Consider the following 14221-nt stretch of genomic DNA (forward strand, 5'->3'; position numbering starts at 1 on the left):
GGTAGTACGGCCCATGAACTCACGCCAGCGCCGCGGCGTCATCCTGCTGCTCCTGTCGGTCCTGTGCGCCCTCGGGGCCTTCGCCGGGGTGCTCGTGGTGATCGGCGACGTCAACTCCAAGGTCGGGTCCGAGGTCGTCGCCTACCGCGCCAGGGCCGACATCGCGCCGTACGGCCCGCTGACCGCCGCGCAGTTCGAGGAAGTCACCGTCCCCAGGCGCTGGCTGTCCGAGACCGCCGTCACCGACCTCGGCGCGCTCAAGGACAAGATCGCGCTGACGACCCTGAAGAAGGGCTCCCTGCTCCAGAGCGACATGTTCGTCGACCGGCCGCAGCTCCAGCCCGGCGAGCAGGAGATCGCCATCATGATCGACGCGGCGACCGGGGTGGCCGGCAAGATCACCTCCGGTGCCAAGGTCAACATCATCGCCACCTTCAAGGGTGCCAAGGACACCGACCCGTCGCGGTCGGTGATCATCGTCGCCAACGCCCGGGTGCTGGGCGTCGGCAAGCTCACCGCCCTGGAGAAGGACAGCGACAAGGAGGGCCCCGCCGAGGCCGTCCCGATCACGTTCGCCCTGAACACCAAGGACACCCAGCGCGTCGCCTACGCCGAGTCCTTCGCGGAACACGTACGGCTGGCCCTGGTGGCCCCCGGCACCGACTCGGCGCCCGGCCCCGGCGAGCGCACGTACACCCTCGACGGGGACAGGTGAGGCGCGGATGACCACCCGAATCCTCCCTGCGGTCGGCGACCCGGACGCCGCCCGCGCCCTGATCGGCCTGATCGGCCGGCTCCCGGCCGCCGAGCCGGCCGGCCCGGTGCCCGACTCCACCGCCCTGCTCGACATCCTGGCCCGGCTGGCGGCGCGGTCGATCGACGAGCTCCCCGAGGTCGTCCTGGTCCACGAGCGGATCGGCCCGGTGCCCGCCCTGGAGCTGATCCGGGAGGTCGCCCTGCGCTTCCCGGCCGTCGGCGTCGTACTGGTCTCCTCGGACGCGGGCCCCGCCGTGTTCTCCGCCGCGATGGACTCCGGGGCGCGGGGCCTGATCGGCATTCCGCTCGCCTACGAGGAACTCGCCGCCCGCGTCCAGGCCGCCGCCCAGTGGTCCGTGGGCGTACGCCGCCACCTGGGGCGCGGCCCCGACGTTCCCGCCGGCCCGGGCGGACGGGTGGTCACCGTCTCCGGGGCCAAGGGAGGCGTGGGCACCACCTTCACCGCCGTCCAGTTCGCGCTGGCCGCGGCGGCCTCGGGGCGGCGCACGGCGCTCGTCGACATGGACCTCCAGGCCGGCGACGTGGGCTCGTACCTCGACGTGCGGTTCGGGCGCTCCGTCGTCGACCTCGCCGGCATCCAGGACATCTCGCCCCGGGTCCTCCAGGACGCGGTCTACGAGGACCGCAGCGGGCTGGCGCTGCTGCTGGCACCGGCCGAGGGCGAACGCGGCGAGGAGGTCGACGAGCGGGCCGCCCGCCACATCGTGGCGGCCCTGCGCGGCCGCTACGAGCTCGTCGTCATCGACTGCGGCACCCAGGTGACCGGCGCCAACGCCGCCGCCGTGGAGATGGCGGACGTGGCGGTGCTGGTCACCACCCCGGACGTGGTCGCCGTACGGGCGGCGAAGCGGCTGGTGCGGATGTGGGAACGGCTCCAGGTGCGCAAACCGGAGGACACCGCGATGGTCGTCAACCGCTGGAGCAAGCACACCGAGATCCAGCCCGCCCTCATCGAGAAGATCACCAAGACGCGTGCCACCCGCACCCCGGTCCCGGCCGCCTTCAAGGAGCTCCAGGCGGTGGTGGACGCCGGCCGGGTCCAGGACCTGGACAACCGCTCCACGGTGAAGCAGGCCCTGTGGGCCCTGGCGGGCGAACTGGGTCTGCTCGCCGCGGCGCAGGACGCGGCGGGCGCCGCCCTCGCGGTGCGCGGCCCGGGCCCGGTGGCCCGCCTACGGCGCGGCCGGGAGGGCTGAGGGATGCCCGCGAGCGGACCGGCAGGCGGACCCGTACGCCGGCGCGGCACCGGCACCGGCACCACGCGCGGCCGGGACCGGGGCCAGGTCGCGATCGAGTTCGTCGGCATGCTGCCGCTGATCCTGCTGCTCGTGGCCGCGGTCTGGCAGTGCGTCCTGATCGGCTACGCCTTCTCCCTGGCGGGCAACGCGGCGGACGAGGCGGCGCGCGCGGGAGCCGTGCACGGCGACGGCGAGTGCGACGCCGCCGCCAAGGAGCACATCGGGTCCGCCTGGAGCGTCCGCGTCAGCTGCGGGCCGGACGGCAACCTCTACAAGGCCGAGGTCTCGCTGAGGGTCCCCGTGCTCGTCCCCGGACTCGACACCGGCCTGCGCATCGACGGCCACGGCGGAGCGGCGAAGGAGAAGGAGTGACATGAACCGACCCCGACCCCGATACCGGAAGTGGCGCTCCGCCGCCGCCAGCGACCGCGGCCAGGTGGCCCTGGAGTACCTCGGGTTCCTGCCCGTCCTGATGCTCGTCGCGCTCGGCGCCATCCAGCTGGGCTGGGCCGCGTACGTGGTGGAGCAGGCCGGCACGGCGGCGCGCACCGCCGCCCGCGTGGAGGCCCGCGAGCCCGACGCGGGACGGGCGGCGGGTCTGGCGGCGATCCGCGGGGACCTCGGCAGCCGCACGACCATCGACATCAGCAAGCCCGGGGACACCGTCAGGGTGACGGTGACCATCCGGATCAAATCCATCGTGCCCGGCGTCGGCGACGGCCGGGCCGAGCGGACCGCCATCATGCCCGACGACGACCCGAGGTGACCGGACCATGAGCCTGCGTTCCCGGGTCAACACCCCCGACGACCGCCACAACCCCCGCGAGGACGGCCGCCTGGTCTCCTCGTACCGGACCAAACTGCTGGAGGAGATCGACCTCGCCGAGATGTCGGCCCTCGCACCCGCGGAGCGCCGGGCGCGCCTGGAGCGGGTACTGGGCCACATCATCAGCCGCGAGGGACCCGTCCTGTCCACCGTCGAGCGCGCGCAGCTGATCCGGCGCGTGGTCGACGAGGCCCTCGGCCTGGGGGTGCTCGAACCGCTCCTCGAAGACGCCTCCATCTCCGAGATCATGGTCAACGGCCCGGACCAGATCTTCGTCGAGCGGGCCGGCCGGGTGGAACAGCTCCCGCTGCGCTTCGCCTCGCACGACCAGCTGATGCAGACCATCGAGCGCATCGTCTCCACCGTCAACCGCCGGGTGGACGAGGCCAATCCCATGGTCGACGCCCGCCTGCCCAGCGGCGAGCGCGTCAACGTCATCATCCCGCCGCTCTCCCTGACCGGCGCGACGCTCACCATCCGCCGCTTCCCGCGCGCCTTCACCCTGCACGAGATGATCGGCCTCGGCACGCTCGACGAGCAGATGCTCCTGCTGCTGTCGGGACTCGTCGCGGCCAAGATGAACCTGATCGTCTCCGGCGCCACGGGCACCGGCAAGACCACCCTCCTCAACGCCCTGTCCGGACTCATCCCGGAGGGCGAGCGCATCATCACCATCGAGGACTCGGCCGAGCTCCAGCTCCAGCAAGCGCACGTCATCCGCCTCGAATCCCGCCCGCCCAACGTGGAGGGCAAGGGCCAGATCACCATCCGCGACCTCGTACGCAACTCCCTGCGCATGCGCCCCGACCGCATCATCGTCGGCGAGGTCCGCGGCGGCGAGACCCTCGACATGCTCCAAGCCATGTCCACCGGCCACGACGGCTCGCTCGCCACCGTGCACGCCAACAGCTCCACGGACGCCCTGATGCGCCTGCAGACCCTCGCCTCCATGTCGGAGGTCGAGATCCCCTTCGAGGCACTCCAGGACCAGATCAACAGCGCCGTCAACGTCGTCGTCCAGCTCACCCGCTTCGGCGACGGCTCGCGCCGCGTCACGGACATCTCCGTCCTGGAGTCCCACGGCCGCGAGCCGTTCCGGATCACCACCGTCTGCCGCTTCGCGGCCCAGCCGATGGCGGCGGACGGGCGCGTCCACGGCCGCTTCGAGTACTACCCGCTGCCGCGCCGGATCGCCGACCGCCTCTACATGAACAATCAGCCGATCCCGCAGGCCTTCGGGGTCGCGCTGCCCGACGACCCGCTCACCGCCCGCATCACCCGGACCGCCCTGTGAACCCACTGATCCTGCTCACCCTCGGCGCCACGCTGCTGGCCTGCGTACTCGTGGTCCTCGGCCTGCGCGCGTACGCGGCGGGCCGCGCCCAGCGCGCCGCGCTCATCGAACGCCTCACGGCCAGCGGCGCCCCCGAGGCCCCCGGCCGCAGGCGCCGCTTCCAGTCGGTGGACCGGCGGCTGCGCACGACCGCGCTCGGCCGCCGCATCGGGCTCAAACTCGCGGTGACGGGCCTGGACCTGACCGTCGGCGAGTTCTTCGTGTACATGATCGCCACCGTCGCCGGCATATGGCTCGTCGCCTCCTCCTTCCTGGCCCCCTTCTTCGGCCCGGTGGCCGGCCTGATCGGCCTGTGGGCGGCGAACGCCTTCCTCAACTGGCAGCGGGCCCGGCGCACCGACCGCTTCGTCAACCAGCTCCCCGACCTGGCCCGCATCCTCGCCAACGCGACCCAGGCCGGCCTGGCCCTGCGCACGGCCATCGGCATGGCCGCCGAGGAGCTCGAAGCCCCCGCCGGCGAGGAACTGGCCCGGGTGGCCGACCGGCTCGCGGTGGGGCACTCCATCGAGGAGGCGCTCGGCGAGATCGCCGACCGCCTCCCGTCCCGGGAACTGGTCGTCCTCGTCTCCACGCTCGTCCTGTCCGCCCGCGCGGGCGGCGCCATCGTGGACAGCCTGCGCAACCTCACGGTGACACTGGAGCAGCGCAAGGAGACCCGGCGGGAGATCCGTACGCAGCTGTCCCAGGTGACCGTGACGGCGTACCTGGTCCCCGTACTCGGCCTCGGCTCGCTGCTGCTCGTGGACTCGATGATGCCGGGCGCCCTGGACCGCATGACCGGCTCCGTCGTCGGGCAGAGCGCCGTCCTCGTCGCGCTCGGACTCTTCGCGGTCGGCTTCGTCCTCATCCGCCGCCTGTCCAAGATCGACGTCTGAGGAGGCCGGTGTGATCGCGCTGCTCCTGGCCCTGGCCCTCGCCGCATCGGTGTTCGGCGTCTTCCACGGCATCCGGCTCTACCGCGCCGACATCAAACTCCCGACCGATCTCGCCCTGGCCCTGGAGGTCGGAGCCACCCGCACCACGGCCGTCGGCTCGCTCGTCGACCGGGCCGGCATCCGCTACGCGCCCCTCGTCCTGCGCCTGATGGGCCCCGACCGGGTGGCACGCAAACGCCGCCAGATCGACACCGCCGGCAACCCTTCCGGCCTCACGATCGACCGCTACGCCGCGCGCCGCGCCGTCTACGCCTTCCTGGGCGGGCTCGGCGCCGTCTCGATGCTGCTCAACGGACAGCTCGTACTGGCCCTGCTCATGGTCGCCTTCGGCCTGTTCTGGATCGAGGCCGGCCTCTGGTCGGCGATCCGGATCCGGCGCGACCACATCGAGCGGACCCTGCCCGACTTCCTGGACGTCCTCGCGGTGGTGGTGAGCGCCGGCCTCGGCTTCCGGCCGGCGCTGGAGCGCGTCGCGGACAAGTACGAGGGGCCGTGGTCCGACGAGATCCGGATCACCCTCCAGCAGATGACCATGGGCGTCAGTCGCCGTCAGGCCTTCGACGAACTGCGCCGACGCAACGACTCCGAGCAGGTGGCGCAGTTCGTCACCGCGCTCCAGCAGGGTGAGGAACTGGGCTCCCCGATCGTCGAGACACTGATCGCGATCGCCGAGGACATGCGCCGCACCGACGCCCAGAACGCCCGCCGCCGCGCCGCCCGCGCCGTACCGAAAGCCACCCTCGCCGTGACGATGTTCATGCTGCCCGGCACCATGATCCTGCTGATCGGCGGATTCGTGTACGGCGCGAACGTCGACTTCGGCGCCCTGTTCGGGGGCGGGTGAGCCATGGCCACCTCGCTGGACCCCGGGACGCTCACGGCGCGCGGCCGGACCGCGGCGGCACCCGGAACCCGGCCGCCGCTCGCCATCCACGCCAACGCCGTACAGGCGCTGTGCCGCCAGGTGTGCGCGTTCCGCCTCGTGATGATCGCGCTCGGCGCGCCCCTGGCCCTCGGACGCGCGGCGGGCGGAGCCCCGGTGTACCTGGTGGGCGGGGCGATCCTGCTCACCTCCATGCTCTCCTACGTCCTCTACCGCGACGGGGGGCGGTTCGGACCCCTGCTGCCGCGCCACCGCTGGCTGCTGGCCGTGGACATGGCGTTCGGCACGGCGCTGCTGGCCACCGCCACACCCGAGTCGCCGCTCGGCTTCGTCTCGGTGTGCGTCCCGCTCCTGGCCGGGCTGGTCCACGGCCGACGCGGAGCGGCGGTGTACGCGGTCGCCCAGGCGGCCGTGGTGGCCGGCATGGGACAGGGGGCCGCCGGGGCGCTGGTGCCGGCGGCGCTCTGCCTCCTAGCGGGCGCCGCCGGGACCTGCCTGCGGGACCTCCTCTTCCGGGTCGGGACGGCCGGCCAGACGTTGACGGACACCCGGGCCCGGTCGGCCGTGGCCGAAGCGGTCCGGGCCGAACGGGAGCACCTGGCCCGGGAGATGCACGACTCGGTCTCCAAGACCCTGCACGGCCTGGCCCTGGCCGCCGAAGCCCTGGCACGCACCGGGGACCCCGCCGCGGTACGCCGGCAGGCCGAGCTGGTCGCGGGCGCGGCCCGCAGGGCGGCCGCGGAGTCCCGGGAGGTCCTGGCGGACCTGCGACGGGACGCGGACGCGCCGGGGGTCTGCCTGGCGGGCGAACTCCGCGCCCGCTTCGCCGCCGCCCCCTGCGCCGCCCCCGGCGCTCCGGCACTCCACCTGCGGACGCCGGGCATCCTCCCCGTAGTGCCCTCGCCCGTGGCACGCCACTTGCTGGCCGTGGCCGCGGAGGCGGTGGAGAACGCCCGCCGGCACGCGGCCGCCTCGCGGATCACCGTCGAGGTCGCCGCCGCCGACACCGACCTGCTGCTGACGGTCGAAGACGACGGCCGGGGGCTGCGCGGGGACATCGACCTCCCCGCCCTCCACGGCGCGGGCCGCTTCGGCCTGCTGGGCATGACGGAACGCGCCACCGCGATCGGCGCCCGCATCCGCATCGGCGCCCGCCCCGCCGGCCCGGGCACCCGGGTCCGCCTCACCCTGCCGCTCGCGGCCCTCACCACGGAGAGGGGGGCGTGATGCCACTGCGCGTCCTGATCGCCGACGACAACCCGGTCGTCCGGGCGGGCCTGGCGGCCCTGCTGTCCACCGCTGCGGACATCGAGGTGACGGCCCAGGCCTCGGACGGCCGCGAGGCCCTCCACCTGACCCGGCTGCACACCCCCGACGTGGTCCTGCTCGACGTCCGCATGCCGGGCGTGGACGGCATCTCGGCACTGCCCCACCTCGTCCAGCTCGCGCCGGTCCTGATGCTGACGTACAACCAGGAGTCGGACATCGTCCGGGAAGCCCTGCTGCTCGGCGCGGGCGGCTACCTGGTCCACGGCGAGTTCACGCCCGACCAGCTCGTCACCGCGGTCCGCGACGTCCGCGCGGGACGGGCACATTTCAGCCCCACGGCGGCGAGTGCGGTCCTCGCGGAACTCCGGTCCTCTTCGCATCCGCAACGAACTGTGGCACAGTCTTCGGAGCGCCTTCCCAACCACAGAGTGTTCGGGCTCAGTTCGCGTGAGGAGGAGGTCATGGATCTCATCGCGTCCGGGATGAGCAACCAGCAGATCGCAGCCACCTGCTTCATCAGCGAGAAGACGGTCAAGAACCACATCAACCGCATCTTCGCGAAGCTCCAGAGCGCCACGCGCAGCGAGGCGATAGCCCGTTGGCTGGGAACCGCCCGTCCGGGGGTGGCCGGTCATGGGTAGACGGGATGCGCAGTGGGTCCGTAATTGGGCCCCGGGACCCTTTGCACCTGCTGGTGCACCGCCGTACCGTCCGCGAATCGACTACGGCGCCGGCCCTGGAGAGGACTCCCATGCGGAATCACAAGCTGCCCAAGGCGATCGTCGAACAGCAGAACCGGTCGCACGCACGACGGGGCGGAGACGAAGGCCAGACGGTCTTCGAATACCTGGGAATCATCGTGATCATCGTGCTGATCATCACGGCCATCGTGGGGACAGGCCTTGCTGGCGCCATCGCGAACGCCATTACACAGGCTCTGGCCGACATCACCTCCTGATGGCGGACGTGGGCGTGCGTGACCGAGGGCAGGTCTTCCCCCTCTACGTCGTAGTGGTGGCGGGCCTGCTCTTTGCCGCGTTCGCCTTCTTCGCTGTCGGCATGGCCTCCACGACCCGTAGTGAGGCGCAGGGGGCTGCTGATGCGGCAGCTCTCGCGGCCGCCCGTGAAGCCAGGGACAAGGTGCTGGTGGGGGCGGATCTCCTCGCTCTCACGCCGGACGATTGGGAAGACATCGTCGAGGGCGGTCGTTTCGACGCGACGGGTGCTTGTGGCAGGGCGTACGAGTTCGCGGCCATGAACGGTGCCTTGGCCCAGTGCACCCAAGGCACCGCGCAGTACACGGTTCACGTGACGACCAACGGAACCGTGGGGAACACCGTTATCGATGGCACTGAAGGAATGCGGGCCACGGCCGCGGCCACGGCCGAGATCGTGCCGCTCTGTTCCCTGAAGTCCGCGCCCAGCCCGTCGCCGACCCCTTCGCCCACCTCGACCGCACCACCCGGAGGCGGCGGCACAAGCCCGCCGGTCTCCATCGACTTCCGGTGCAGGGATGGCGCGGTAGTCACCTTGGACCCTTTGAAACCGGGCTCGTTGTCCAAGCTGGCGAGGAAACTCTTCAGTGTGCGACTGGCCGACTGACAGCGAATTAGAGAGAAGGAACCGGCTTACATGGGCATTCGGCAGAAGGTGAAGGTCCGCAGAGGAGCGGCCGTTGCGGTTGCGGCGGCGTTGACCCTCACGCTGGCCGGATGCGGTGGCGGCGACGAGAAGTCGCAGGAGCCGCAGAAGTCCGCCAGTCCTCCCGAGCAAAGCGGTGGCCCCGAGCAGCCCCCGCCGACCGCGAACAAGGGGACGGCTCCCGTTGAGGCCATCGCTTCGGCACAGGGTCCGTCCGGCGTCGTGCTGGAGGTCCACTCGGCTACGCGGGACCAGGACGGGTACCTGACGGTCAGCGGGCAGATCAAGAACTCGGGGTCTTCGACCTTCGCGCAGATGGCGACCTGGCGCGGTGAGGAGAAGACCGCCAGCCCGGGGTCGATCGCCGGAGCCACGTTGGTCGACGCCGTGGGCAAGAAGCGCTATTACGTACTACGTGACACGGAGGGCAGGTGTGCATGCACCACCGGTCTCATGGCCCTCAAGGCCGGCGAGAGCGTGCCCTTCTTCGCCCAGTTCCCCGCGCCGCCGACCACCACGACCGAGGTCGTGTTCGGTCTGCCGACCTTTGCCACGGCCACCATCAAAATCTCCGGGTGACCCCATGACCTCACGCCACCGCACCACCGCCGCCACGGCCGTCGTCGGGCTCGTCATCGCCGGCGTCCACTTCGCCGGCGCGGGCATCGCCCACGCCGACGATCCCGCGCCGTCCGTACCGCCCGGGACCGAGCCCTCGGCCTCCGCGCCCGTCGCCGTCAAGGCGGACTCGCCACGCCTCAAGCTGCCGCAGGGCGGGACCCTCGCTCCGCCCAAGGTGCTCGATCTGGTCGAGGTCGTCGAGGACATCGGCGGGGAGCAGCGGCGCCAGGAGACCAACCAGACCGTGATGATGGCCCTGCAGTCCGAGGTCCTGTTCCCCGAGGACAGCGCCGTCTTCAACGCCCAGGCGGCGGCCCGGATCCAGGCCATCGGCAACGAGATCAACCAGCAGAAGGCGACCCGCGTCCGGGTCTTCGGGTTCACCGACGACCAGGGCAGCTACGAGCACGGCAAGGAGCTGTCCAAGAAGCGGGCCGACGCCGTGCAGTCGGAGCTGGCCAAGACCGTCACCGATCCGAACGTCGTCTTCGACGTCCGCGGGTACAGCGAGGACTACCCCATCGCGGACAACTCCACCGAGGAAGGCCGCAAGAAGAACCGCCGCGTCGAGATCACCTTCCCGCGGAGCGGCGAGAAGTAGCCACGAGGAGCGCCGCCGCCGCGCCGGCCCGCCGGGCCGGGACGGGGCCCGGAGTCAGGGCCGCCACCGCCGTGGCGCCCTCGACCAGGATCAGCAGCTGGTCGGCCAGGGCGTCGTCGTCCGGGCCGGCCAGGTCGGCCAGCAGCGCGCGCAGCTGCGCCTTGTGGCGGCGTACGACGTCCAGTACGCCCGCCGGTCCGGTGCCCAGCTCCCCGTACGCGTTCATGAAAGCGCAGCCCCGGAAGCCCGGCTCCGAGAACCAGTCGGCCAGCCAGTCGAAGACCCCCGCGACGGGATCCGGGGATGCGGTCGCCGCCGCGCGCAGGCTCGTCAGCCAGCGGCAGTCGCGGCGTTCCAGGTAGGCCGCGATCAGCGCTTCCTTCGCGGGGAAGACCCGGTAGAGCCGCTTGAGGGGGACCCCCGACTCCGCGCGGATGCGGTCCATGCCGACGGCCTGGATGCCGTCCGCGTAGAACAGTGCCTCCGCCGCGTCCAGCAGTCGGGTGCGGGCCTCTTCGTCGTCCATACCGGCAGCGTAGTTCACCCCTCCTTGCGTTGAGAACGAGCGTTCTCTATCGTGAGAACGATCGTTCTCCCAATCTGGTCGAGAAAGGCCCGCCATGCATGCCGTGCGCGTAGGACGCCCGCCCCTGCCCCCCTTCACGGAAGAGAGCGCCCGGGCCAAGGTGCGGGCCGCCGAGGACGCCTGGAACAGCCGCGACCCCGAGCGCGTGGCCCTCGGCTACACGGAGGACTCCCAGTGGCGCAACCGCGACCGCTTCCTGACGGGCCGCGCCGAGATCCGGGCCTTCCTCGCCGAGAAGTGGGCGCGCGAGCTGGACTACCGCCTGCGCAAGGAGCTTTGGGCGTACACCGGCAACCGCATCTCCGTCCGTTTCGAGTACGAGTGGCACGACCGCGCGGGGCAGTGGTGGCGCAGCCACGGCAACGAACAGTGGGAGTTCGACCCCGACGGCCTGATGCGCCGACGTGAGGCCAGCATCAACGACGTCCCGATCGCCCCGCAGGACCGCCGGCTCGGGTGACCGCAGCGGGCCCTGCCCCAGCGGGTGGAGGGGCGCGGGGCGTTGACGCGCATGTCGGCTCCCGTGCGGCAGGCGAGGGTGGACGGTCCCCATGCCCGCGCACGGCGGGCCGCCCGGCGCCGGGTCGAGGCCCCGGGGCGCGAGGCCTTTCGCCCCTCGGGCGTGCCCGAGCGGGTCTCCGTGTGCCGGGGGTCGCCTGTGCGCGCCGCTCCTTGCCGGTCGGCGTCCGTGTGCGCCGGGCGGTCGGGTTCGCTGCCAGGTGGTGGCGGCCGCGCGTCATCGGGATTCCGAAGCGCGCGGTGTAGGACGTGGCGGGGGCGAGCGCGGTGGCGGCAGTTGCCCCCGCGGTGGCGACGGCGGCGGGCGTACGGCGGGCTTCGGTGATCATGACGGGTCCTCTGCGGCTCGGTGGGCGCCGGGCCCTGACGGCCGACGCGCATCACCAAACGTAGCCGAGATGCTCACGGAAAGTAGTCGTCGGTGCGTCAAACCCCCGGATCGAGTGACAGCCCGGTACCCGTGGTCCACTCCAGGTTCGAACTGCCGAGCCGCCGAACTGCCGAGCCGCCCGGCCCCCCGAAACCCCCGGTTCCTGTCCGGACCCCCCGCCGCCATCAGTCCTCGTGGTGCGCCTGCGTGATCAGGTCCGTCGCGACCTCCAGCGCCGCCTGCCGCGTCTCCTCCGGGTCGCCCTCCACGTGCTGGAGGAACATCATCCCGGCGTGCAGAGTGAATAGGGCGCTGACGCAGCGCACCTGATCCGTCAGCGGCCCGTCCTCCTGGCGCAGCAGCTCCACCAGTCGGAACAGGCGCTCCTTCACCGTCTCGCCGATGCTCAGCTCGCGCGTCGTCGCCTGGTTCTCCTGCATGAAGCGGTACAGCGACGCCCCCGCCGCCATCGCCTCGCTGTACCGGCGCAGCACCTCGCGCTTGGTCTCCAGCGTGTGCGGCTGGTCCTCCGCCCAGGCGATCAGGTCGTCGATCGGCTGCGTCACGTCGCGGAAGAGGCTGATGATGATGTCTTCCTTGGTCTTGAAGTGGTAATACAGCGCCGCCTTCGTGACCTCCAGCCGCTCCGCGATCTCGCGCAGCGACGTCTTCTCGTACCCCTGCTCGGCGAAGAGTTCCAGTGCGACGTCCTGGATGCGCTGCCGCGTGTTTCCGCGGCGCTGCTGCGGACTGCTGCTGGACATGGCTCTCCCCATTACTTACTTGACGCCCGGCTAGTTACGGGTCTATTTTCCCCAGTGTAGTGAACTAGTCGGTCGGCAAGTAAGTGCCAGGGGAGTGGACATGAGCAAGGCAGTCATGGCGGCGCAGGCCCCGGAGGAGGTGGCGAAACCGCGCAGCGTACGGGTCGTGCTCATGGCGCTCATGATCGCGATGCTGCTGGCCATGCTCGACAACATGATCATCGGCACCGCGATGCCCACGATCGTCGGTGAACTCGGCGGGCTGGAGCACCTCTCCTGGGTGGTCACCGCCTACACCCTGGCCACCGCCGCCTCCACTCCCATCTGGGGCAAGATCGGCGACCTGTACGGACGCAAGGGCTCCTTCCTCGTCTCGATCGTGATCTTCCTGATCGGCTCCGCGCTCAGCGGCATGGCCCAGGACATGGGCCAGCTGATCGGCTTCCGAGCCGTCCAGGGCCTCGGCGCGGGCGGTCTGATGGTCGGCGTCATGGCGATCATCGGCGACCTCATCCCGCCCCGCGAGCGCGGCAAGTACCAGGGCATGATGGCCGGCGTGATGGCCCTCGCCATGATCGGCGGACCGCTCGTCGGCGGCACGATCACGGACCACATGGGCTGGCGCTGGTCCTTCTACATCAACCTCCCGCTCGGCGCCGTGGCCCTCGCGATGGTCACCGCCGTCCTGCACCTGCCCAAGAAGAAGGGGCAGGGCGAACGCCCGAAGATCGACTACCTCGGCGCGGCGCTGCTGACCGTCGCGATCACCTCCACGGTGCTCCTCACGACCTGGGGCGGCACCGAGTACGCCTGGGGTTCGGCGGAGATCCTCGGCCTGATCGCCGTCGGCGTGCTGTCGACCGCCGGGTTCCTCTACGCCGAGACCAAGGCGGCCGAGCCCGTCATGCCGCTGCACATCTTCCGCAGCCGCAACTTCACCCTCATGTCCGTGATCGGCTTCCTGGTCGGCTTCGCCATGTTCGGCGGCGTGCTCTACCTCCCGCTTTTCCAGCAGTCCGTTCAGGGCGCGTCCGCGACCAACTCGGGCCTCCTGCTCCTGCCGATGCTGCTCTCGATGATGGCCGTGTCGCTGATCGCCGGCCGCGTCACCACCAACAGCGGCAAGTACAAGATCTTCCCCATCGTCGGCGGCGCGCTCATGGTGGTCGGGCTGTTCCTGCTCGCCACCATGGACACCGGCACCTCGCGGCTGGTCTCCGGCGTGTACATGGCCGTTCTGGGCGCCGGGCTCGGCTTCCTGATGCAGATCACGATGCTGGTCGCGCAGAACAGCGTCGAGATGAAGGACATGGGCGTCGCCTCGTCCTCGGCGACCCTCTTCCGCACGCTCGGCGGTTCCTTCGGTGTGGCCCTGATGGGCTCCCTCTTCACCACCCGGGTCACCGACACCATGGCGGACCGGCTGGGTCCGGAGGCGGCCGGAGCCGCCGGCTCCGCGCAGCTGGACGCCGCGAGCCTGGCCAAGCTCCCGGAGCAGGTGCGCGACGCGTACCAGCACGCGGTGGCCTCCGGTACGCACTCGGCGTTCCTCCTCGGCGCGGCCATCGCCGTACTGGGCTTCGCGGCGGCCTGGTTCGTCAAGGAGGTCCCGCTGCGGGGCGCCGGACCGGCGACGCCCGCCGACGGTCCCGCCGACGGCGCGAGCGGAGCCGGCGGCGTCCCGACCCCCCGGGAGTCCGCCGCCCACTGAGCGGTTTCCCGAGGAGCGGCCGCAGCGGCGGCCGTTTTGACGGGCGGGGGCCGGGGCGGGGGGCGACATGCACCCCCGCCGCGGCCGCCCCGGACGGCGCACCCCCCAACCCCCCGGTAGGCCCCC

At 71.6% G+C, this 14221-nt stretch carries 17 protein-coding genes; 15 read left to right on the forward strand and 2 right to left on the reverse strand.

Annotation, left to right across the window (positions count from 1 at the left end):
- Positions 1-13: 13 nt before the first annotated feature.
- The 13 genes from cpaB (at position 14) to ACWFQ8_RS28740 (ending at position 10145) form a co-directional block, all read left to right on the forward strand.
- Positions 14-715 carry a Flp pilus assembly protein CpaB gene (gene cpaB, locus ACWFQ8_RS28680; protein ID WP_453789177.1) on the forward strand — a complete coding sequence of 234 codons (702 nt, stop codon included), beginning with the start codon at positions 14-16 and terminating at the stop codon, positions 713-715.
- A gap of 7 nt (positions 716-722) precedes the next feature.
- Positions 723-1973: an AAA family ATPase gene (locus tag ACWFQ8_RS28685; RefSeq protein WP_453789178.1), complete on the forward strand. Its 1251-nt coding sequence runs from the start codon at positions 723-725 to the stop codon at positions 1971-1973.
- 3 nt (positions 1974-1976) lie between these two features.
- Positions 1977-2387, forward strand: a complete 411-nt coding sequence (locus tag ACWFQ8_RS28690) for a TadE/TadG family type IV pilus assembly protein (protein WP_453789179.1) — start codon at positions 1977-1979, stop codon at positions 2385-2387.
- Between the two features lies 1 nt (position 2388).
- Positions 2389-2781 carry a TadE family protein gene (locus tag ACWFQ8_RS28695; RefSeq protein ID WP_453789180.1) on the forward strand — a complete coding sequence of 131 codons (393 nt, stop codon included), beginning with the start codon at positions 2389-2391 and terminating at the stop codon, positions 2779-2781.
- 7 nt (positions 2782-2788) lie between these two features.
- Complete coding sequence (locus tag ACWFQ8_RS28700) at positions 2789-4135, forward strand: CpaF family protein (RefSeq protein WP_453789181.1); 1347 nt, start codon at positions 2789-2791, stop codon at positions 4133-4135.
- Positions 4132-5070 carry a type II secretion system F family protein gene (locus tag ACWFQ8_RS28705; protein WP_453789182.1) on the forward strand — a complete coding sequence of 313 codons (939 nt, stop codon included), beginning with the start codon at positions 4132-4134 and terminating at the stop codon, positions 5068-5070. The genes ACWFQ8_RS28700 and ACWFQ8_RS28705 overlap by 4 nt, the downstream gene beginning before the upstream one ends.
- Positions 5071-5083: 13 nt before the next feature.
- Complete coding sequence (locus tag ACWFQ8_RS28710; RefSeq protein ID WP_453789217.1) at positions 5084-5974, forward strand: DUF5936 domain-containing protein; 891 nt, start codon at positions 5084-5086, stop codon at positions 5972-5974.
- A 3-nt stretch (positions 5975-5977) separates the two neighbouring features.
- Positions 5978-7240, forward strand: a complete 1263-nt coding sequence (locus tag ACWFQ8_RS28715; protein WP_453789183.1) for a sensor histidine kinase — start codon at positions 5978-5980, stop codon at positions 7238-7240.
- Positions 7237-7923 carry a response regulator gene (locus tag ACWFQ8_RS28720; protein ID WP_453789184.1) on the forward strand — a complete coding sequence of 229 codons (687 nt, stop codon included), beginning with the start codon at positions 7237-7239 and terminating at the stop codon, positions 7921-7923. The genes ACWFQ8_RS28715 and ACWFQ8_RS28720 overlap by 4 nt, the downstream gene beginning before the upstream one ends.
- Before the next feature lie 110 nt (positions 7924-8033).
- Positions 8034-8240, forward strand: coding sequence for a hypothetical protein (locus tag ACWFQ8_RS28725; RefSeq protein WP_453789185.1), 207 nt, complete (start codon positions 8034-8036; stop codon positions 8238-8240).
- The gene (locus ACWFQ8_RS28730) at positions 8240-8884 is read left to right on the forward strand and encodes a pilus assembly protein TadG-related protein (protein ID WP_453789186.1); all 645 of its coding nucleotides are present in this window, start codon (positions 8240-8242) and stop codon (positions 8882-8884) included. The genes ACWFQ8_RS28725 and ACWFQ8_RS28730 overlap by 1 nt, the downstream gene beginning before the upstream one ends.
- A 30-nt stretch (positions 8885-8914) precedes the next feature.
- On the forward strand, positions 8915-9502 hold the full coding sequence (locus tag ACWFQ8_RS28735; protein ID WP_453789187.1) for a hypothetical protein: 588 nt from the start codon (positions 8915-8917) through the stop codon (positions 9500-9502).
- A gap of 4 nt (positions 9503-9506) precedes the next feature.
- Positions 9507-10145: an OmpA family protein gene (locus ACWFQ8_RS28740; RefSeq protein WP_453789188.1), complete on the forward strand. Its 639-nt coding sequence runs from the start codon at positions 9507-9509 to the stop codon at positions 10143-10145.
- Here ACWFQ8_RS28740 and ACWFQ8_RS28745 read toward each other — a convergent pair.
- A complete protein-coding gene (locus ACWFQ8_RS28745) occupies positions 10117-10671 on the reverse strand; it encodes a TetR/AcrR family transcriptional regulator (RefSeq protein WP_453789189.1) in 555 nt (184 codons plus the stop codon). The genes ACWFQ8_RS28740 and ACWFQ8_RS28745 overlap by 29 nt on opposite strands.
- A 94-nt stretch (positions 10672-10765) precedes the next feature.
- Between ACWFQ8_RS28745 and ACWFQ8_RS28750 the strand changes: the two genes are divergently transcribed.
- Positions 10766-11191: a nuclear transport factor 2 family protein gene (locus tag ACWFQ8_RS28750; protein ID WP_453789190.1), complete on the forward strand. Its 426-nt coding sequence runs from the start codon at positions 10766-10768 to the stop codon at positions 11189-11191.
- 614 nt (positions 11192-11805) lie between these two features.
- Here ACWFQ8_RS28750 and ACWFQ8_RS28755 read toward each other — a convergent pair.
- Positions 11806-12384 (reverse strand): TetR/AcrR family transcriptional regulator, encoded by a 579-nt coding sequence (locus ACWFQ8_RS28755; RefSeq protein WP_453789191.1) that lies wholly within the window; start codon positions 12382-12384, stop codon positions 11806-11808.
- Positions 12385-12484: 100 nt separating this feature from the next.
- On the opposite strand from ACWFQ8_RS28755, the gene ACWFQ8_RS28760 reads away from it, so the two are divergent.
- Positions 12485-14095: an MDR family MFS transporter gene (locus ACWFQ8_RS28760; RefSeq protein WP_453789192.1), complete on the forward strand. Its 1611-nt coding sequence runs from the start codon at positions 12485-12487 to the stop codon at positions 14093-14095.
- Positions 14096-14221: the final 126 nt, after the last annotated feature.

The sequence above is a fragment of the Streptomyces sp. NPDC055254 genome, assembly GCF_053606025.1.

What these genes read in the sequence shown, in the direction of transcription:
- cpaB (WP_453789177.1), top strand. Translation starts at nt 14, where the DNA reads ATGAACTCACGCCAGCGCCGCGGCGTCATCCTGCTGCTCCTGTCGGTC.
- ACWFQ8_RS28685 (WP_453789178.1), top strand. Translation starts at nt 723, where the DNA reads ATGACCACCCGAATCCTCCCTGCGGTCGGCGACCCGGACGCCGCCCGC.
- ACWFQ8_RS28690 (WP_453789179.1), top strand. Translation starts at nt 1,977, where the DNA reads ATGCCCGCGAGCGGACCGGCAGGCGGACCCGTACGCCGGCGCGGCACC.
- ACWFQ8_RS28695 (WP_453789180.1), top strand. Translation starts at nt 2,389, where the DNA reads ATGAACCGACCCCGACCCCGATACCGGAAGTGGCGCTCCGCCGCCGCC.
- ACWFQ8_RS28700 (WP_453789181.1), top strand. Translation starts at nt 2,789, where the DNA reads ATGAGCCTGCGTTCCCGGGTCAACACCCCCGACGACCGCCACAACCCC.
- ACWFQ8_RS28715 (WP_453789183.1), top strand. Translation starts at nt 5,978, where the DNA reads ATGGCCACCTCGCTGGACCCCGGGACGCTCACGGCGCGCGGCCGGACC.
- ACWFQ8_RS28725 (WP_453789185.1), top strand. Translation starts at nt 8,034, where the DNA reads ATGCGGAATCACAAGCTGCCCAAGGCGATCGTCGAACAGCAGAACCGG.
- ACWFQ8_RS28730 (WP_453789186.1), top strand. Translation starts at nt 8,240, where the DNA reads ATGGCGGACGTGGGCGTGCGTGACCGAGGGCAGGTCTTCCCCCTCTAC.
- ACWFQ8_RS28735 (WP_453789187.1), top strand. Translation starts at nt 8,915, where the DNA reads ATGGGCATTCGGCAGAAGGTGAAGGTCCGCAGAGGAGCGGCCGTTGCG.
- ACWFQ8_RS28740 (WP_453789188.1), top strand. Translation starts at nt 9,507, where the DNA reads ATGACCTCACGCCACCGCACCACCGCCGCCACGGCCGTCGTCGGGCTC.
- ACWFQ8_RS28745 (WP_453789189.1), bottom strand. Translation starts at nt 10,671, where the DNA reads ATGGACGACGAAGAGGCCCGCACCCGACTGCTGGACGCGGCGGAGGCA.
- ACWFQ8_RS28750 (WP_453789190.1), top strand. Translation starts at nt 10,766, where the DNA reads ATGCATGCCGTGCGCGTAGGACGCCCGCCCCTGCCCCCCTTCACGGAA.
- ACWFQ8_RS28755 (WP_453789191.1), bottom strand. Translation starts at nt 12,384, where the DNA reads ATGTCCAGCAGCAGTCCGCAGCAGCGCCGCGGAAACACGCGGCAGCGC.
- ACWFQ8_RS28760 (WP_453789192.1), top strand. Translation starts at nt 12,485, where the DNA reads ATGAGCAAGGCAGTCATGGCGGCGCAGGCCCCGGAGGAGGTGGCGAAA.